Origin of the sequence: Mycobacterium sp. 1274761.0 (assembly GCF_001668615.1) — a bacterium.
Lineage (GTDB): Bacteria > Actinomycetota > Actinomycetes > Mycobacteriales > Mycobacteriaceae > Mycobacterium.
Genome location: NZ_LZMC01000056.1, coordinates 45,216 through 65,429 on the forward strand (window position 1 = coordinate 45,216; position 20,214 = coordinate 65,429).

8 protein-coding genes are annotated in these 20,214 nt (G+C 66.8%); 7 read left to right on the forward strand and 1 reads right to left on the reverse strand.

Features of this window, described 5'->3' with window-relative positions; translation table 11 throughout:
- Positions 1–30: 30 nt before the first annotated feature.
- Positions 31–1,452, reverse strand: a complete 1,422-nt coding sequence (locus A5651_RS10285) for a condensation domain-containing protein (protein WP_066979351.1) — start codon at positions 1,450–1,452, stop codon at positions 31–33.
- 214 nt (positions 1,453–1,666) lie between these two features.
- On the opposite strand from A5651_RS10285, the gene A5651_RS10290 reads away from it, so the two are divergent.
- From A5651_RS10290 to A5651_RS10320, 7 genes are all read left to right on the forward strand, one after another.
- Positions 1,667–12,766 carry a type I polyketide synthase gene (locus A5651_RS10290; protein WP_082943686.1) on the forward strand — a complete coding sequence of 3,700 codons (11,100 nt, stop codon included), beginning with the start codon at positions 1,667–1,669 and terminating at the stop codon, positions 12,764–12,766.
- A gap of 269 nt (positions 12,767–13,035) precedes the next feature.
- Positions 13,036–14,871, forward strand: a complete 1,836-nt coding sequence (locus A5651_RS10295; RefSeq protein WP_066979203.1) for an acyl-CoA dehydrogenase — start codon at positions 13,036–13,038, stop codon at positions 14,869–14,871.
- A gap of 107 nt (positions 14,872–14,978) precedes the next feature.
- Positions 14,979–15,761: a hypothetical protein gene (locus A5651_RS10300; RefSeq protein WP_066979206.1), complete on the forward strand. Its 783-nt coding sequence runs from the start codon at positions 14,979–14,981 to the stop codon at positions 15,759–15,761.
- Positions 15,762–15,788: 27 nt separating this feature from the next.
- Entirely contained in the window at positions 15,789–16,958 is a 1,170-nt protein-coding gene (locus A5651_RS10305) for a hypothetical protein (protein WP_066979208.1), read from the forward strand.
- A gap of 2 nt (positions 16,959–16,960) precedes the next feature.
- Complete coding sequence (locus A5651_RS10310; protein WP_066979211.1) at positions 16,961–18,010, forward strand: DUF4232 domain-containing protein; 1,050 nt, start codon at positions 16,961–16,963, stop codon at positions 18,008–18,010.
- Positions 18,011–18,028: 18 nt separating this feature from the next.
- Entirely contained in the window at positions 18,029–19,345 is a 1,317-nt protein-coding gene (locus tag A5651_RS10315) for a serine/threonine-protein kinase (protein WP_066979214.1), read from the forward strand.
- Positions 19,345–20,079, forward strand: coding sequence for an Rv3717 family N-acetylmuramoyl-L-alanine amidase (locus tag A5651_RS10320; protein ID WP_066979356.1), 735 nt, complete (start codon positions 19,345–19,347; stop codon positions 20,077–20,079). Before A5651_RS10315 ends, A5651_RS10320 begins: the two co-directional genes overlap by 1 nt.
- The last annotated feature ends 135 nt before the right edge of the window (positions 20,080–20,214 follow it).

Sequence of the window (20,214 nt, forward strand, 5' to 3'; positions counted from 1 at the left end):
CCTCACCTGGCCATCGTGTAGTGCTCGTCGCTAGGCGACGCGTCCCCAGTCACCGCTGTCGGCGACCCGTACGGAGACCGACTTCATCGCCTCCATGTAGCGGGTGACCGATTTGAGGGCGACGGGGTTGTCGGGATGCATGATCGCCATGACCGTGCCCTCCCCGTACCGGAAGATGTAAATCGTCAGCTGGTAGGAATACCGGCCGTCGGGGTAGATGCCGATGTTGTTGGCCAGGCCCATGTCGGCGGCCGCGAGGATCGCGTTGAGCGGAGCCGCGCCACCGTGGAAGAAGTTCGACACCGGGAAATTGGGTTGCGGCCAGTTCAACGACGGGGCCAACTCCATGGCCCGGTAGTACGGAACCCGCGCCATGTCCAGGCCGGAGTCGAAGGACGCCTGCGCTGCCCACGCGGCATCGCTGAACGAGGTTGCCGCGATGGGGACGGTGATGGGAATCAGACCGGTGAACCACCCTTGGGTCATGAAATTGTCGCCGGCGGTCCGCGAATCCCTCGGCGTGAGCCCGTAATACGTCAGGGCGCCGGTGAGCTCATGCTCCACCAGGCCGAGACAGGCGAACAAACCGCCGACGAAGCGCGACCCGGCCGCCGTGCAGGCCGATTCGAAGCGTTCCGTCTGTGCCGGGCTCATCAAGGTTTCGGAGGTCATGGTGCTGCTGGTCGACTCCAGCGGATTGCCCAGCGGAAGCGGGAACTCGGGAAACCCGCCGTTGTTGTTTTCGGCGAATTCGATCCACGCCCGCACGCCCGGCGAATCCACCGTCAACTCTGACGTATATTGACGCTCCCGTAGGCAGAAATCGTCAAAACTGCCTGCGTCGGGCAGCGTCAGCGCCTCTCCACCCGTGCTCATCGCCGAATACATCCCATTGGCTTCCAGCATGGTCGTGCCGATCAGCGTCGCATCGCCGTGGACGTGATCCATCGCGGCGAAGAACGTGAAGTGGTCGTCGTTCTGGATGACCCCGAAGGTGAAACAGCCCCACTCCAACGGATTGGGTATCGCCACGACGTGCGCGTGGATCTCGTCGATGGTCAGGTTGCCTTGCGCGATCGGCTCGAACTCGATGTCCGCGGGGTCGGCCAACGCGTGCCGGATGAATTCCCCGTCACCGGTTTGCTCGAACCAGCTGCGGAAGGTGTCGTGCCGTCGCAAATACGCGTTGACCGCGTGATCCATCGCCGCGATATCGCAGTTTCCAGCAACTTCACAACTGGCGATGATCTGCCGGGAAAAGCTGAGCCCTTCGGCTGTGCGTTCGCAGTAGTTCCGAAGGTGTTGGTCCTGCATGTAGCTCACCGGCACCGGACTGACCGGGGCTTTGCGCGCTTTTTCCTGTGAAGCCGATGTCGGATGCCAGGAGGTGACCGCGCCTGGCTTCACCGACCACTCGTCAAGTGCGCCAACCGTGATCTTGCCGATCCGCAAAACGTCGTCCTCCTGGTTGTCCGGCTCTAGTCCGGCACCACCCCCCGGGACCAACATACCCAAGGTCCAACCGCGCTCGCCTCTCAGCGGGTGGGCCTCTGCGCAACAACATCGCAGTCGCAAGATCAACGTGCAATAGTTTTCGACGGCGTTGATTTCGCGCGCCACTTCTTCCGAGTAAGCAAATATTGACGCCGAATCAGGAGGACACCGCATGGGAACCGCGGATCGTCCGACCGGGCGGAACGCCCGCTTCGCAATCGTCGGTTACGCGGCGCGCTTTCCCGGCGCGCCGGATGCTGGCGAATTCTGGGACCTGCTGCGCGAGGGTCGCGACGCGACATCGGAGGTGCCCAGCGACCGCTGGGATGTCGACGAGTTCTTCGACCCGGACCCCAGCACGCCCGGCAAGGTGGTGACCCGTCGGGCCGGCTTCGTCGACGACGTGACGGGGTTCGACGCGCCCTTCTTCGGTTTGTCGACGCGCGAGGTCAGGTTGATGGACCCGCAGCACCGGATCTTGCTGGAGACGGCGTGGCGCGCGGTGGAACATGCCGGCACCGCGCCGACGGCTCTGGCCAATACGAACACCGGGGTCTTCGTCGGTCTGGCCACTCACGACTACCTCGGCATGGCCTCCGACGAGCTGACCTATCCCGAGATCGAGGCCTACATGGCCATCGGCACATCAAATGCTGCAGCAGCGGGACGTATCAGCTACCGGCTGGGACTGCAGGGGCCCGCCGTCGCCGTCGACACCGCATGCAGCTCGTCGCTGGTGGCGATCCACCAGGCGTGCCAGGCGCTTCAACTCGGCGAATGCGACCTCGCCCTGGCCGGCGGCGCGAACGTGATGCTGACTCCCGCCACGATGATCACCTTCTCCAACGCCCACATGCTCGCACCCGACGGCCGGTGCAAGACGTTCGACGCCGCCGCCGATGGGTACGTGCGCGGCGAGGGTTGCGGTGTCATCGTCATCAAGCGGCTCGAGGACGCGATCGCCGACGGTGACCGGATCCGGGCCGTGATCCGCGGCAGTGCGATCAACCAGGACGGCGCATCCGGCGGGTTGACGGTGCCCAACGGCGTTGCGCAACAACGGGTTATCGCCGACGCGCTGAAGCGCGCCGGCCTGCGGCCCAGCGACGTCGGCTACCTTGAAGCGCACGGCACCGGAACCTCGCTGGGCGACCCGATCGAGGCCCAGGCCGCAGGAGAGGCGCTCGGCGTCGGCCGCGACGCCGCCCAACCCCTGCTGATCGGTTCGGTAAAGACCAACATCGGACACCTGGAAGCGGCCGCGGGCATCGCGGGTGTCATCAAGGTCATCCTGTCGCTCGAAAACGAGTTGCTGCCAGAGCATCTGCATTTCACGACCCCGTCCCCGCACATCCCCTGGGATCGCCTTCCGGTGGAGGTGGTCAAGGAGGCCAGGGCGTGGAAGCGCAACGGCCAGCCCCGGATTGCGGGGGTCAGCTCGTTCGGGTTCGCCGGAACCAACGCTCACGTCATCCTCGAAGAGGCGCCTGACGTCCCGGCCACACTGGGCTCTTCGGAGCCGACGGCCGCCGATCGGTTCAGCATTCTCCCGATCTCCGCACGCACGCCCGCTGCCCTGGTGCAGGTCGCCAACCAGTACCGCAGCTGGCTGACCGCGCATCCGGAGGCCTCGCTGGCCGACGTGTGCTTCACCGCGGGGGTGGGCCGCGCACACTTTGAGCACAGGGCCGCATTGGTCGTCAAGTCAAAAGACTCTGCGATCGAGCTGCTCGGCGCGCTCGCCGACGACCGGCCCGCGCCCGGACTGGTGCGCGGGGAATCCCACGACACCCCGAAGACGGCGTGGCTGTTCACCGGACAGGGCAGCCAATACACCGGCATGGCTCGCGAGTTGTTCGAGACCGAGCCGGTGTTCGCCGAGACGGTGAAGCAGTGCGCGGCCGCGGTCGCCGACGTTCTCGAAAAGCCGTTGCTGGACGTGATTTTCGATGTCGACGGTCCGGACGGCGACGAGACGCTGCGGCAGACCAGCTACGCCCAGCCCGCCTTGTTCGCTATCGAGACAGGCCTGGCACGGCTGTGGCAGTCGTGGGGCTTTGAGCCTGAGGTGGTGCTGGGTCACAGCGTCGGTCAGTACTCAGCGGCCTGCGTCGCAGGCATGTTCAGCCTGGAGGACGGCGCGCGGCTGATGGCCGAGCGCGGCCGCCTTTTCGGCAGCTTGCCTGCGGGCGGTCGGATGGTCGCGGTGTTCACCACCGCCGAGCGTGCCGAAAGCGTGGCCGACGAGTTCCCGAGTGTGTCGGTAGCCGCCTACAACGGAGCCAACACCGTATTGTCCGGTCCCGCAGGTGATCTGGAAAGAGCGGTGGCGGGCTTGGCCGCCGACGGGATTCGGTGTGACTGGCTCGACACCAGCCACGCCTTCCACTCGGCGCTGTTGGACCCGATTCTCGACGAGTTCGAGCGGTATGCCGACGGCCTCACGTTCAATGCGCCGCAACGCATGTTGATCGACAACCGCACCGGTGAAACCCTCGGCAGGAGCGTCAAACTCGATGGCGCCTACTGGCGTCGGCATGCGCGCCAGCCGGTGCAGTTCGCCAAGAGCGTGCGCACCCTGGCCGACTTGAATTGCAAACTGCTGGTGGAGATCGGCCCGCAACCGGTGCTCACCGCGGCCGCGCTGCGGGCATGGCCGGACCCGGCCTCCGCGCCGCGGGCGATTGCCTCCTTGCGGCGAAACACCACAGACCACCGCCAGATCATCGAGGCCGTCGCCGAGGCCTATACCTTGGGCCACCTTCCCGACTTCGGCGCGTTCCGGCAGGCCGGCGCCCGCAAGCTCGACCTTCCCACCTATCCGTTCGAGCACCGCCAGTACTGGTACCGGGACAACAGAGAGCGCCCCAACCCGCTGCAGAATCAGGCCGGCCCGCGCACCGAGACCGTTCGTCTTCTCGAAGACGGCCGCATCGAGGAGCTCGCAGCGCTGATCGACGGTGCCGACGAGCAGACCCTGCGCGTGCTGAACAAGCTTGCCGCGCAGCATAATCAGCAGCGGACAAGCCAATCCATAGCCGACGACCGCTACGAGTTCCGCTGGGAGAAGTCAACTGCGTCCGCCGCGGGCGCCGGCGAGGGCTCCGCCTGGATTCTTGTCGGTGACAATCCCGATGTGCTAGAGCCGTTGGCCGATGTGCTGACGGCACGGGGCCATCGGCACCGGATCGTCGGGTTGCCGTTGTCCGACGCGGACGCCGACGAGCTCGCTGAACAGTTGCGCGCTGCGGCGGCAGACGAGCCGACGCTGCGGATCGTGCATGTTGCGGCGCTCGACGCGGATCCGACTGCCACGACCGCGCCGTCGATGCGGTCACTGTTGCGGATGCAACACACGGTCCTGGGTGGCACACGGCGGTTCTTCCGCGCCGCGATCGCCGCCGGTCTGCGGCGACCCGTCTGGGTCGTGACCAGGGGCGCTCAGCCCGTCACCGACTCCGACACGGTTTCGCCGGAACAGAGCTGCCTGTGGGGCTTCGGCCGCGCCGCAGCACTGGAGCTTCCGCAGATGTGGGGCGGTCTGGCGGATCTCGCCGACGGCTCCGCCGAGGAATGGTCGCTGTTCGTCGACCGTGCCGCGGCATCGGGTTCCGAGGGTGAAGACCAGATCGCGCTGCGCGGCGAGGCGGTCTATGTCCCCCGGCTGGTTCGGCGGGTCGGACCGCCGAACGCTGCGCCGTTGCAATTGCGAAGCGATGCAACGTATCTGGTCACTGGCGGGCTGGGGTCGATCGGGCTCGAGATCGCAGGCTATCTGGCGGCGCGCGGCGCGAAAAACCTGGTGCTGACCAGTCGGCGCGCGCCGAGCGACGCCGTGCAGCAACGCATCGATGCGCTCGCCGAACAGCACGGCTGCAGCCTCCGAGTCGTCACAGCCGATGTCGCAGATGCGCACGATGTTGCTCGCGTGTTGGCCACCGTGACTGCGGAGCTGCCGCCGCTCGCCGGCGTCGTCCACGCCGCGGGCGAGATCGGCACCACCCCGCTGGCGAGTCTCGACGACGCCGAGGTGGACCGTGTCTTTGCCGGCAAGGTCTGGGGGGCATGGCATTTGAGCGAAGCCGTCGCCGGCATGAACCTCGATTTCTTCGTCAGCACGTCGTCGATCGCCTCGGTGTGGGGTGGCTTCGGCCAGACCGCCTACGGCGCGGCCAACGCCTTCCTCGACGGGTTGGCGTGGCGCCTGCGTGAGCAGGGCGTCCCGGGGATCAGCGTCAACTTCGGTCCGTGGTCGGCGGGCATGGCCGACGCCGAATCGCGCGCGCGCCTGGCGAAGCGCGGCGTCACCACCCTGTCACCCGCTGACGCCCTGGCCGGTCTGACCGATGTCATGACTTCTGCTTCCGCGGCTTCCGCGCAGGGTGTAGTGGCCCGGATCGACTGGGCCCGCTTCCTGCCGATCTTCCAACAGGGCGGCAGCCGCGGGTTCCTTGCCGAGTTGCAGCGGGAAGCGCCGACCCCCGTGACCGCCGCGCCGGCGGTGACGGCGTCGGGCAAGACCGAGCTGGTCGAGCGGCTCACCAATGCCCCTGTGCAGCAACGCAAGAAGCTGTTGACCAATTACCTCCTCAATGCGGTTGCCGAGGTGACGCGCGTCGACGCCGCCGAGATCCGCGAGGACGCGGGGTTCTTCGACCTCGGCATGGATTCGTTGATGGCCATCGAATTGCGCCAACGCATCGAACAAGGCGTGGGCAAGCAGATACCGGCGACGCTGGCGATGGATCACCCGCGTCTGTCCGACGTGGTCGACTATCTGCTCGACGACGTGCTCGGCCTCACCGAGCAGGCCGCCACGTCGGCGCCGAAACTGGCCGCGGTGGTGGCGACGCGCACCGACGAACCGATCGCGATCGTCGCGGTGTCGTGCCGCTTCCCCGGTGCACCGGACCCTGAGGCGTTCTGGGAGGTGTTGTCCGGCGGTGTGGATGCGATCCGAGAAGTTCCGGAAGATCGCTTCGACATCGATGAGTTCTACGACCCGGATCCCGATGCTCCGGGCAAGACCTACACCCGTTTCGGCGGATTCCTCGACAGCATCGACGAATTCGATCCCGAATTCTTCGGCATTTCCCCGCGTGAGGCGGTGTGGATCGAGCCGCAACAACGGCTGATGCTCGAAACGGTGTGGGAGGGCCTCGAGAGGGCGGGGTACGCGCCTGCCTCCTTGCGCGGCAGCCGGACCGGGATCTTCGTCGGGGTGGCGGCCAACGAGTATGCGCATCTGCTCTCCGGCGAGTCGATCGACAAGATCGAACCGCACTTCATCACCGGCAACGCGCTCAACGCGATCTCGGGCCGGGTGGCCTTCGCGCTGGGATTCGAGGGACCGGCGGTGGCGGTCGACACGGCGTGCAGCTCGGCGCTCGTGGCCGTGCATCAGGCATGCCAGGCGTTGCACTCCGGTGACTGCGATCTCGCGGTGGCCGGCGGTGTGAACGTCTTGCTGAGTCCGGTGACGGTCGTGGCCGCCTCCCGCGCGAGGATGCTTTCGCCGGTCGGGCGGTGCAAGACGTTCGACGCCTCGGCCGACGGGTATGTGCGCAGCGAGGGCTGCGGAGTCCTCGTGCTCAAGAGGCTGAGCGACGCGCAACGCGACGGCGACCGGATCGCGGCCGTCATTCCCAGCAGCGCAGTCAACCAGGATGGCGCCTCCAGCGGTTTGACCGTGCCCAACGGCGGTGCGCAGCAACGGCTCATCGGCTCGGCGCTGGCTCGTGCCGGTTTGACCGGCGGGGACGTCGACTACCTCGAGGCGCACGGGACCGGTACCCCGCTGGGCGATCCGATCGAGGTTCAGGCCGCAGCGGCGGCCTACAGCGGGTCGCGGGACGCAGACCGGCCATTGCTGATGGGGTCGGTGAAGACCAACATCGGCCATCTCGAATCTGCCTCGGGGGCGGCAGGTCTCATCAAGGTTGTGCTGTCGCTGCAGAACGAGCTGTTGCCGCAGACCCTGCACTTCGACAACCCGTCGCCCCATATTCCGTGGGACTCGCTTCCGGTACGCGTCGTGGACAAGGCAATTCCGTGGCAGGCCAAGGGGCGTCCGCGCCGCGCAGGCGTGAGCTCCTTCGGCTTCACCGGCACGAACGCGCACGTGCTCGTCGAAGAGGCGCCGGCCCAGCCGGTGAGCACCGAAGATGCACCGGTTGAGTCGGGCACTCGCCCGGTCCATGTGCTTCCGCTGTCGGCGCGGTCACCCGACGGCCTGGTCGCCTTGGCGCAGCGGTACGACGCATGGTTGACCTCCCACCCCGACGTCGACCTCGCCGATGTCTGCCTCACCGCAGGAACGGGCCGCTCACACTTCGAGCATCGCGCTGCGCTGGTGGTGGATTCGGTGCAGAGCGCCTGCGACGGCCTGGCCGACCTTGCGCAGAACCGCACTCGCCCTGGCGTGTTGCGTGGCGAGCACCTCAACAGGCCGACGACGGCATGGTTGTTCACCGGACAGGGCAGCCAGTATCCGCGGATGGCGCGTGAATTGTTCGAAGCCGAGCCGGTTTTCGCCCAAACGGTGACGCGCTGCGCGGACGTGGTCAGCGCGATCGTGTCGCGCCCACTGCTGGATGTCCTGTTCGCCGACGGCGGTGACGCCGCAGATGCACTGCGCCACACGTCGTTTGCGCAGCCGGCACTGTTTGCCGTCGAGATGGGGCTGGCCCGGCTGTGGCAGTCGTGGGGCATTGAACCCGATGTCGTGCTGGGACACAGCGTCGGCCAGTATGCTGCGGCATGCGTGGCCGGGGTGTTCAGCCTGGAGGACGGCGCGCGGCTGATCGCCGAGCGCGGCAGGCTCTTCGGCAGCCTGCCCGAAGGCGGGCGGATGGTCGCCGTGTTCGCCGACCCCAAGCACGTCGAGCAGATCGCCGGCGAACACCCGCGAGTGTCGGTCGCGGCCTACAACGGCCCCAACACCGTGCTGTCGGGGCCGGGTGAAGACCTCGAACAGATCGTCGCCGCCTTCGCCGACGAGGCGATCCGCTGCACCTGGCTGGAGACCAGCCACGCATTCCACTCCGAACTGCTGGAGCCGGTACTCGACGAATTCGAGTCCTACGCGGCGCAATTGACCTTCGATGTGCCGACGCTGCCGCTGGTCTGCAACCGCACCGGCGCCGTGCTCACGGCCCAGACCCCGCTCGATGCGCAGTACTGGCGGCGGCATTCCCGCCAGCCGGTGCAGTTCGCCGAAAGCGTGCGCACAATTGCAGCACTCGGATGTTCGGTGCTGATGGAGATCGGACCGCAGCCGGTTCTCACCGGCGCGGCCGTGCAGGTATGGCCGGAGCATCTCGCCGCACCGCGGGCCATCGTCTCACTGCGCAAGGGCGTCGGTGATCGTCGCCAGATCGCCGACGGGCTCGCCGCGACCTACGTCGCCGGCCACCAGCCTGATTTCGCTGCGCTGCACCGTCAGCCGCGGCGCAGGGTCGAATTGCCGACCTATCCGTTCCAGCGTCGCCGGTTCTGGCCCAAGACGTCGAGCATTCCTTCGGAGGGTGGGGTCGGGCCAGCGGTGTCCGGAATTCTCGGCAATGCCAAAGACCTCGCCACCGGCGACTCGGTCTACACCAGCAGGTTGTCGGTCAAATCGCAACCGTGGCTGGCCGACCACGTCATCTACGGCACCGTCGTCGTCCCCGGGGCGACGTACGCGGCGATGGCGTTGGCCGCGGTCGGAGCGCCAGCCAGGGTGAAAGAGATCTTCTTCTACGAGCCGATCATCCTGCCCGAGAAGAGTTCCCGCGAGGTGCAGCTCACGTTGCACCCGCTGGAAGGTGCGGGCGAGTGGAGCTTCCAGGTGCACAGCCGTCCCTACGGCGATCGGGATGCCATCTGGTCGCTCAACGCCGACGGCGCCGTCGTCAGCGGAATCGACGACGCGGTTGATGATGGCGATCCGGTCGACGAGGCCATCGAACGGTTGGATCGCATGCGGCCGCAGGAGTTGTTCGAAACCTTCGCCGATATGGAGCTGGCATGGGGACCCAATTGGTCGGGTTCCCTGAAGTCGCTGTGGCTGGGTGAGGGCGAGGCGATCGGCGACATCCTCGTCGGTGAAGAACTCGCCGAACACCTCGGCACCGAACCTATGCACCCCGTGCTGATGGACCTGTGTACTGGCATCGCGTTCCCGGCGTTCCCGGCACTGATGGCTGCTGAACAAGGCGTCAACGATCTGTTCCTGCCGTTGCGGTACGGGCAGGTGTCGCTGCGGGAGAAGATGCCGCGCCGGTTCTATTGCCGCGCCAAGTGGCACAACAGCGCGCTCGACGGCGAAACCCAGGTGTTCGATCTGGACTTCCTCGACCGGGATGGCCGCCGGCTGGGCGGAATTCGCGAGTTCACGGTCAAGCGTGCGCCCCGCGAGGCGTTGTTACGCGGCCTCGGCGGCGATGCCACCCGGCTGCTGTACACGCTCGGCTGGCACGAGGTGCCACTGCCGGCATCGAGCGGCGACACCGCAGGCGGCACCTGGCTCATCGCCGGGTTCGATGAACTGGCCGCCAAGGTTGCGGGCTGCATCCCGTTCGACCGGGCCGGAGATGCGGAGCCGTTGGGACAGCTGCTGACTCAGGCGCAGGAGCGGGGCATGCCGTTCTCCGGCGTCGTCTGGCGCGCGGCGGCGCCCGGTGCGTCCGAGTCGACGGAAGACGTCGCCGCGCGACTGGAGACCGAGATCAGCCAGCTGCTCAGCGCCGTGCACACGGTGCAGGGTGGCTCACAGAACGGCGGTGTGAAACTGCCTGGCGGGCTGTGGATCGTCACTGAGCGGGCCGTCGCGTGCGAATCGGGCGAACCGGTGGACCCCGTGCAGGCCGCACTGTGGGGATTCGGGCGCACCACCATCAATGAGGAACCCGCGTTGCGGGCCAAGCTGGTGGATTGCGACGGATCCGAGGAGGCCGTGGCCATCCTCGCCGATCTGTTGGGCACACCTGTCGAGGAACCGGAACTTGCTGTGCGGCAAGGGAAGCTGCTGGCGTCGCGGTTGTTGCCGTGGGCGCGCAGCGGTCATCTCACCGTGCCGCGGTCGTCCGACTACGTCCTCGCGCCGACCGAGCGGGGCGCGATCGACAATCTGCGGCTGACCGAGGCCGACGTGCCACCGCCGGATGAAGGCTACGTACAGGTCCGGGTGGAGGCCGCCGGCCTCAACTTCCGCGACGTGCTCAATGTGCTCGGCCTCTACCCGGGCGACCCCGGGCCGATCGGTGGGGACTTCGCGGGTGTGGTCACGCAGCTGGGTAGCGGCGTCGCCGGACTCGAGGTGGGCCAGCGCGTCTACGGCTTCATGCAGGGCGCGTTCTCCAGCCGATTCAATGTGCCGGCCCAGCTGTTGGCGCCGGTGCCTGCCGGTCTGGACCCGGTGGCAGCGGCCACCATTCCCGCCGCCGCGCTCACGGCGCGGCTCGCGTTCGACTGGGCGAAGTTGCAGCCGGGCGATCGCGTGCTGATCCATGCCGCCAGCGGCGGTGTCGGTCTGGCGGCGATCCAAATGGCGCAGCAGCACGGCGCCACGGTGTTCGCCACCGCCAGCACCTACAAGCGCGCGGCGCTGCGCAAGATGGGCGTCAAGTACGTCTATGACTCACGCACAACGGATTTCGCCGACCAGATCCTCGCTGACACCAACGGCGCCGGGGTTGACGTGGTGCTCAACAGCCTGACCAATGAGGGTTTCCTCGAGGCGACCGTGCGGGCCACCGCGCAGAACGGCCGGTTCGCCGAGATCGCCAAACGCGACATCTGGACCCCTGAGCAGATGGCGGCGGCGCGACCCGATATCTCCTACGAGATCGTGGCGTTGGATGTGACCACGCTGCAGAACCCCGACCACATAAAGCGGCTGTTGACCGAGGTGTCGGATGGGTTGGCCAGCGGCGTCTGGACGCCACTACCCGCCGAGATCTACCCGTTGACGGAGGCCAGGGCGGCGTTCCGCCGGATGCAGCAAGCGCGCCATATCGGCAAGATCGTGCTGCAGATACCGAATCCGCTGCAGCCCAAGGCTGATCGCAGCTATCTGATCACCGGCGGGCTGGGCGCTATCGGCCTGCACACGGCGGCCCATCTGGCCCAACTCGGTGCCGGTGACATCGTATTGACCGGCAGGCGGGCGCCCGATGCGGACGCACAGCGGGTGGTCGACGAGATCACCGAGCAGTACCGGTGCCGCATCCACGTCTTCAACGGCGATGTCGGCGAGGAGGCCGATGTCGCCGGGCTGCTGCAGCGGATCCGGGCGGAGCTGCCGCCGCTGGCCGGTGTGGTGCATCTGGCCGGCGTGCTCGACGATGCGTTGCTATCACAGCAGAGTGTCGAGCGGTTCCGAACCACGTTGGCGCCCAAGGCGTTCGGTGCCTGCCATTTGGACCGGCTGACCATGGACGAGGACCTGGACTTCTTCATCGTGTCCTCATCGGTGTCCAGCGTGTTCGGTTCACCCGGCCAGTCGAACTATGCGACCGCCAACGCGCTGCTCGACGGCTTGGTCGCTCGGCGACGGGCCCAGGGGTTGCCGGCCACCGGCATCAACTTCGGGCCGTGGGCCGACGGCGGCATGGCGTCGTCGGAGGCCGCCAAGGCCAATCTGAACGCTCAGGGGCTGATACCGCTGCAGCCGTCGGCCGCGCTGAGCGCGTTGGCCGAGGTCGTCGCGAACGGCACCGGGCAGGCCACCGTCCTCAACGCCAACTGGCAGCGCGCCGCGAAACTGTTGGGCGGCACTCGTCCGCCGATTCTCGATCTGGTGCTGCCCAGCGCCATCGGGGAGGCCACCGGCGACAGCGAGCTGCTCAAGCAGCTGATGGAGATACCGGTGCCGCAGCGGGCCGGTTTCGTCACCGAGTTCCTTCAGCGCGAGGTGCAGAACTTCCTGCGGCTCGCACAGCCGCCGGCCGCCACCAGTCGGTTCCTCGATCTGGGCACGGACTCGCTGATGGCGATCGAGCTCCGCAACCGACTGCACAGCCAGTTCGGCGGCAAGTTCACGATCAATGCCACCGCGGTGTTCGACTACCCGACCATCGGGGGTCTGGCCGAGTACCTGGTGAACCAGCTGCCCGATGCGGAGACGCCCCGCGCTGACGGTGAACAGCCCGCCGAGCCCGCCGACGCTGCCGAGCCCGCCGACGCTGAAGAGGCCACACCATCGTCGAATCCTGCTCCAGGGTCGGGATCCGTCGCGCAGAGCGACCCTGCCGCAGAAATCGGCGGTGAAGAAGGGCCGAAGCGCCGCTAAAGGGGTCCCCACTCGCTGTTGCGTGCGGAGACTCCAGTGATGCCTGTGACAGACCTGTGGCAGGTATCACACGGCGAGTAATACGCACGTCAGTCACCGTTTTGGCCGGTAGATGGCGTCCCGACCAACCACCCGGTTACTTAGCCCATAGAAATTGCTCGCGGCAGGTTTGCGTTGAAGTTACCGGTGGGTATAGTTCCACCCAGATTACTGGTGGGTAACTTAGCCAAAAGTACCCAACCAATGTGGCCTCTCGACGAGGAGGAAATGTGAGCCACTACAAGAGCAATGTCCGTGACCAGGTATTCAACCTGTTCGAGGTGTTCGGCCTCGACAAGGCGCTCGGTGAGGGTGCTTATGCCGATCTGGACGCAGACACCGCCCGCGAGATGCTGGGCGAGATCGCCCGGCTGGCTGAGGGTCCGATCGCCGAATCCTTCGCCGACGGCGACCGCAATCCGCCGGTGTTCCATCCCGACACCCACTCGGTGACCCTGCCCGAGTCGTTCAAGAAGTCCGTTCGCGCGGTCATCGACGGCGGCTGGGACCGAGTCGGCATCGAAGAGGAGCTCGGCGGCGTCGCCATGCCGCGCGCGCTGGTGTGGGCTCTGCACGAGCACCTCCTCGGCGCGAACCCGGCCACCTGGATGTACGGCGGTGGCCCCGGCTTCGCCAGCATCTTCTACAAGCAGGCCACCGAAGAGCAGAAGAAGTGGGCCATCATCGCCGCTGAGCGCGGCTGGGGCGCCACCATGGTGCTCACCGAGCCTGACGCGGGCTCCGACGTCGGCGCTGGTCGCACGAAGGCCGTCAAGCAGGACGACGGCTCCTGGCACATCGACGGCGTCAAACGTTTCATCACGTCGGCCGACTCCGACGACCTGTTCGAGAACATCTTCCACCTGGTGCTGGCCCGCCCCGAGGGCGCTGGCCCGGGCACCAAGGGGCTGTCGCTGTTCTTCGTGCCGAAGTTCCTCTTCGACTTCGAGACCGGCGAGCTCGGCGAGCGCAACGGCGTGTTCGTCACCAACGTCGAGCACAAGATGGGCCTGAAGGTTTCGGCCACCTGCGAGCTGAGCTTCGGCCAGCACGGAGTGCCCGCAAAGGGCTGGCTGGTCGGCGAGGTCCACAACGGCATCGCGCAGATGTTCGACGTGATCGAGCAGGCCCGAATGATGGTGGGCACCAAGGCTATTGCGACGCTGTCGACCGGTTACCTGAACGCGCTCTCCTACGCCAAGGAACGTGTTCAGGGCGCGGACATGACGCAGATGACCGACAAGACCGCGCCGCGCGTGACCATCACGCATCACCCGGACGTGCGTCGCAGCCTGATGACCCAGAAGGCCTACGCCGAGGGTCTGCGTGCGCTGTACCTGTTCACCGCGACCTACCAGGACACCGCAGTGGCCAAGGCCCTGCACGACGTCGACGGCGAGCTGGCGGTGAAGGTCAACGACCTGATGCTGCCGATCGTCAAGGGTGTCGGGTCCGAGCAGGCCTACGCCAAGCTCACCGAGAGCCTGCAGACCTTCGGCGGGTCGGGCTTCCTGCAGGACTACCCGATCGAGCAGTACATCCGAGACGCGAAGATCGACTCGCTCTACGAGGGCACCACGGCCATCCAGGCGCAGGACTTCTTCTTCCGCAAAATCGTCCGCGACAAGGGTCAGGCGCTCGCGCACGTGGCGGGCCAGATCGAGCAGTTCGTCAAGAACGAGTCGGGCAACGGCCGGCTCAAGAGCGAACGCGCCCTGCTGGCGACCGCGCTGGAGGACGTGCAGGCCATGGCGGCCGCGATGACCGGCTACCTGATGGCCGCGCAGGAGAAGCCCGAGAGCCTCTACAAGGTGGGTCTGGCTTCGGTTCGCTTCCTGATGAGCGTCGGCGACCTGGTCATCGGCTGGCTGCTGCAGCAGCAAGCGGCCGTTGCCATCGAGGCGCTCGACGGTGGCGCGACCGGCGACGACAAGGCCTTCTACGAGGGCAAGGTCGCCGTGGCGTCGTTCTTCGCCAAGAACATGCTGCCGCTGCTGACCAGCACGCGTCAGGTGATCGAGACCATCGACAACGACATCATGGAGCTCGACGAGGCGGCCTTCTAAGCCCTTCATCGAGAAGACCGCTTCAAGCCAACGGCCCCCGGGACTCTTCCCCGGGGGCCGTTTGCATGCCAAGAATCCGCCAAGGCGACCCCCGCACGCTATGCGGCATGAAGTTCTCGACACTGGCATTGGTCGCATCGGCGGTGGCCGCGACGACCGTCGCGGTCGCGCCAACTGCGCACGCTGAACCGACGGCCCTCGAGCGACTCTGCGCCGCCCAGGCCTGGCCGCGGCCCGTCCCAGACGTGGTGGGGTTGATGTTCGAGCCCTACAGCAAGCGCATCCCCGCCGGCTCCAGTGGCGGTGCCCTGGCGTGCTGGGACGACATCCGCGCAATCACTGAAAGCGGCCGCGACGCCACCAGGGCCGCGGCGGGCGGCTGGGACACCATCGCGTCGGTGGCGCCGCCGCCGGGGACACTCGTCGACCGCGACCAACCGATCACAGTCCGCCTCGCCCCAATGGATTACGACGCCCCGAAGAGCTTCGCGGCTTGCGAGTGGGTCAGCACCACCGAGGTATCCGACATCTTCGGCTTCACGGGCCCGATCGAGAGGGACGAATACGTGTCGACCGGTTCGGTCGAGCCGAGCTGCACGTACCGCAGCCCCGGCCGCACCGCCGTACTCAGCCGCCTTCTGGTCTCTGGTGCTTTCGCGGTCGACGCCGAGGCCGACTACTCGCTTATTCCGTATGGAAACGCCACGGCGATAACCGGTCTCGGCCGCGCCGCCCGCTGCATAACGGGTCTGCAGGGCGCACAGGGCAGTCGATACAACGAAGTGGACGTCCTCCTCGACGGCAACAGGCTGTTCGAGGCACAGGGCCTCGGCGCCCAGCCGTGCGACCAATTGACGACTTTCGCCAAGACGGCGATCGACCGACTGTAACCACCACTGAGGAAACGGACTTCGACAATGCGTACACACCGCCCCATACTCGCGATCGCCGCCGCAGCGATCACACTGACAGCCATCACCCCCGCCGCCGCATACGCGGCCGAGCCGACCATCGCCGATGTGCCGTGGTCGCAGGTCGGTCCCGGCTGGACGCTCGCGACGTGGAGTCCCGTCACCCCACGCATGCCCGGCGTGGAAACGCCTCCCGGCGAGCCGACATGGGAGACAGCGGCGGTGACGGTCTACCTCGTCGACCCCGCCGGAAACCGATACGCGCTCAGGACATTCCAGCCGGGCGAGCGCGCCGACCTGCTCGGGTGGTCCGGCGACGGCAGCCACGCACTATTCGGCGACCAGTACCCCGCACCCGACACCGTCACCGTGCTCGACCTCCATACCGGCGCTGAACACACTGTCGACGTCGGCGGCTATCCCAGATTCACCCGACCCGACGGCACCGCCCTGCTAATGGCCACTGACGGCGACGACAACAAGACGCCCACCTTGAAGCGCATCGACCTGGATGGGAATCTGCAATTCACCTATCCCACCGAGAACCTCAGCGGCGCTGGTGATTTCACGGGCAGTCATGTCGAGTCGCCCGACGGCACCCAGCTCGTCCTCGGCACCGACAACGGGCTGGTCGCGATGCGCAATGACGGAACCGCCGTCCGTGCGCTGGCTAAGCCCCCGATGTGGGGCGCCCAATGCCGTCCGGTGCGGTGGTGGACGACGGACGAGGTGTTGGCACACTGTGATGTCGATCGCAGCTCGGCAACACAGCTGTGGACCGTGCCATTGGACGGCTCGGCTGCGACACCGTTGACTGCGCTGAACTCCGGCCAGGGCGACGACCCCGGCTTCGACGGCGACTACGGCGACGGCACGGCTTGGCATGTGGCCGGCGGCACGTTCCTCCAATCCGCGGGCGCCTGCGGCACGATGTTCCTTTCCAAGCTCACCGCGGACGGGCACACGACGCGGGTGAACGTGCCCAATATGGGTCACAGCATCGAGGTGGCGGGTACCAGCGGCGACACCCTCGAGTTGTTAGGCAAGGTCGGCTGCGGTGGCACCGACTCGTTAGTGCGATACGACCCGTCGGCGAACACCTCCACGGTTCTGCTCGGACCGCCCGTCAACGGCGGCGGCGTCACCGGCGCCATCCCCTACCCGGGAGGGGCGTGACGATGAAGCTTCCGAGCCTGACAATGCTCACCGCGGCTATGGCGACCACTGTCGTGCTGCCGGTGGCGGCGCACGCCGACATACCGCAGCCTTGCTCGAACGGCCAGGTCCAAGTGAGCAACGGCGGTCAGCAGGCCGCTTCCGGTCACCGCGAAGTGGTGCTGTTCTTCAGCCTGGCACCGGGAGCGGCGGACTGTACTGTCACCGGCTATCCCGGTGTCGACACCGGCGCGGGCGGTCCCCTCATCCACGCCGACCGCAGGGCAACCGGGTTCATGGGGGGCTTGCGGGACACCGAAACGCCGCCGACGGTCACGATCACGGCGACGAGCCCAGGACGCGCCGTGGTCGAGGGCGCCGCCGCGGACAGAAACGACCCGAACCGGTCGTGCCCGACCTACACCGAGCTTTCGGTGACCGCGCCGGATACTACTGACTCCATGACGGTGCCCGTCGATATCGACAGCTGCACACTGCAGGTCCATCCAGTCGAATCGCTGGATGCCGGCTATCACGAGCACACCGAAACAGCCAGCTACACGATCGATATCGGCTATCCGCTCGACTATCCCGACCGTAAGGGGGTGTCCGACTTCGTCAGCGCCGATCGCGCCGAGTTCGTCGAATGGGTGGCCGAGTCAGGGTCGGGCCGTCACTACACCTATGACGTCGATGCAAAAACTTACCGCTCCGCATCACCGGCTACGACCACCGTTGTGCTGTCCATCGACGATGACACCGGAGCGGCCCACGCGGCCCACCCCGCCACGTCCTTTGAATCCTTCACGTTCGACCTAACGAAACATGCGCCCGTCACCTTCGACACGGTGTTCACCTCGACCACGGGGGTGATCGACGTGTTGACGCCGCTGGTGCGCGACAGCTACGGCGCGCCGATGCTCGACCTGCACCCGTCGGACTGCCAGAACTTCGCGCTCACTGACGACGCGGTGATCTTCTTCTTCGGCGAGGGCCAGTTGATTTCTGCCGACAACACCGGGCCGCGGCAGGTCCCGGTGCGCCGCAGCGAACTGGCACCGCTGATGGCGTGATGACGAGATACTGCCTGGGTGAATTCGCGCGTCGGGACGACGTTCGGCAAGTACTCCATCTCGAGGCTGCTCGGCAAGGGCGGGATGGGCGAAGTCTACGAGGCCTACGACCATGACAAGGAGCGCACCGTCGCGTTGAAGATCCTTGCCGACGAGTACTCGCACAACACCGCCTTCCGTGAACGGTTCCAACGCGAGTCGCGCGCGGCGGCGATACTGCAGGAACCACACATCATTCCGATCCACGACTGGGGCGAGATCGACGGCCACTTGTACATCGACATGCGGCTGGTGCAAGGACAGACACTCGACGAGCTTCTGGCGACCGGCCCGCTGACACCGTCGCGGGCGGTGAACATCATCGGACAGGTGGGCGCAGCGCTCGATGCGGCTCACGCCGAAGGCCTCATCCACCGTGATGTGAAGCCGCAGAACATCATCGTCACAGCCGCCGACTTCGCCTACCTGGTGGACTTCGGCATCGCGGCGACCGCCGGTGACAGCAGGCTCACCACCGCGGGAACAAAGATCGGCACGCTGAATTACATGGCGCCGGAACGGTTTACCGATCAAACGGCCACACATGCCGTCGACGTGTACTCGCTGGCGTGTGTGCTGTACGAAGCGCTGACGGGTGAGGCGCCCTACGCCGGCGACAGCCTTGAACATCTGCTGGCTGCCCACATCACCCTGCCGCCGCCGCGGCCCAGCGAAGCCAATCCGCGCGTGCCATCGGCGTTCGATGACGTCATCGACCGCGGCATGGCCAAGGATCCCGACGACAGGTATGGAACGGCCGGCGGCCTCGGCCGTGCGGCCCAGCGCGCACTCTCCGGCGCTCAGGCGACCGCCGTCACGCCAGTGGCGAACACCGCAACCGAACCGGTTGCGCGGCAGCGTAAGTGGATGGCGCCTACCGTGCTTGCGATCCTGGTGCTCGGTGTCATCGGAGTGGCCATAATGTTCTGGCAGCAACGGAATTCGGTCCACGGCGGGGCTCCGGTGGTGACCGGACCAGACCAGAGCAAGCTGCACCAGTCCTGCGATCAGGGGTTCGCCCTGCCCACCCGCGACGGGTTCGGCACCCACGCCGGACGGGGCACCCCCGAAACGTCGTGCTTCTTCACCGACAGCGTGCTGCGCGCGTACTGGACCCGGTACGGCGACGTGAGCCCGCTGCCGCGATCGGTATCGGCTCCTGGCGCCGTGGACTGCGCCACCGTGCCCGGCGCGCAGTGCGACGGCTCCAATTTCCTGATGACGTGTCAGCAGTACACCGGCGACAACTGGATCACCTGCACCGGCGGCCAGAGCGCCCGGGTTTACTTGTGGTGATGCGAAGAAGCCGAGCCCTCGCGGCCGCGCTCGTGGTGCTGGCGTCGACCCTGCCGATCAGCGGGCCGACCGCACGGGCCACGCCGATCGAAGGAAAGTCCGTTTTCTTGGACCCTGGTCACAACGGCGCGAACGACACGTCGATCAACAGCCAGGTGCCCAACGGGCGCGGCGGCACCAAGGAATGCCAAACGACGGGGTCGTCGACAGCCGACGGTTACCCCGAGCACAGCTTCAACTGGGATGTGGCCGGCCGCGTGCGCACCGCCCTCGAGCAGATGGGGGTGCGCGTGCAGATGTCGCGGCCCGACGACAGCTCGGTCGGACCGTGCGTCGACCAGCGCGCGGCGGCGGCCAACGCCATGCATCCCGATGCCGATGTCAGCATTCACGCCGACGGCGGTCCCGCCTCCGGGCACGGCTTCCATGTGAACTATTCGGCGCCGCCGCTGAACGACGTCCAGAGTGGACCCGCCGTCGCGCTGGCCACCACCATGCGCGACGCCCTGGCGGCCGCCGGTCTGCAACCGTCGACATACATCGGGTCGAACGGCTTGTACGGCCGCGCTGACCTCGCCGGGCTCAACCTGGCCGAGTACCCGGCTGTCCTGGTCGAGACGGGCAACATGCGCAACGCCGACGAGGCGTCACAGATGGAGACAGCCGAGGGGCGCCAGCACTACGCAGACGCGATCGCCGCAGGCATCGCCGCTTTCCTGACCCAGCGTTACTGAGCCGGGCATAAAAGGGCGGGTTCGGGAGGACAATCGAGGTGCGTCACATTAGTCTCGCGCGGTCGGCTTTCACCTCTTGCCGACTCTTCGGATAGGTCACTCCCGAACCCGTCGTGCGATCGACTGTACGCCTGT

Excerpts from the sequence above, each read along its gene's own strand:
- A5651_RS10320 (WP_066979356.1), top strand. The coding sequence starts at position 19,345 with ATGCGAAGAAGCCGAGCCCTCGCGGCCGCGCTCGTGGTGCTGGCGTCG.
- A5651_RS10300 (WP_066979206.1), top strand. The coding sequence starts at position 14,979 with ATGAAGTTCTCGACACTGGCATTGGTCGCATCGGCGGTGGCCGCGACG.
- A5651_RS10310 (WP_066979211.1), top strand. The coding sequence starts at position 16,961 with ATGAAGCTTCCGAGCCTGACAATGCTCACCGCGGCTATGGCGACCACT.
- A5651_RS10305 (WP_066979208.1), top strand. The coding sequence starts at position 15,789 with ATGCGTACACACCGCCCCATACTCGCGATCGCCGCCGCAGCGATCACA.
- A5651_RS10290 (WP_082943686.1), top strand. The coding sequence starts at position 1,667 with ATGGGAACCGCGGATCGTCCGACCGGGCGGAACGCCCGCTTCGCAATC.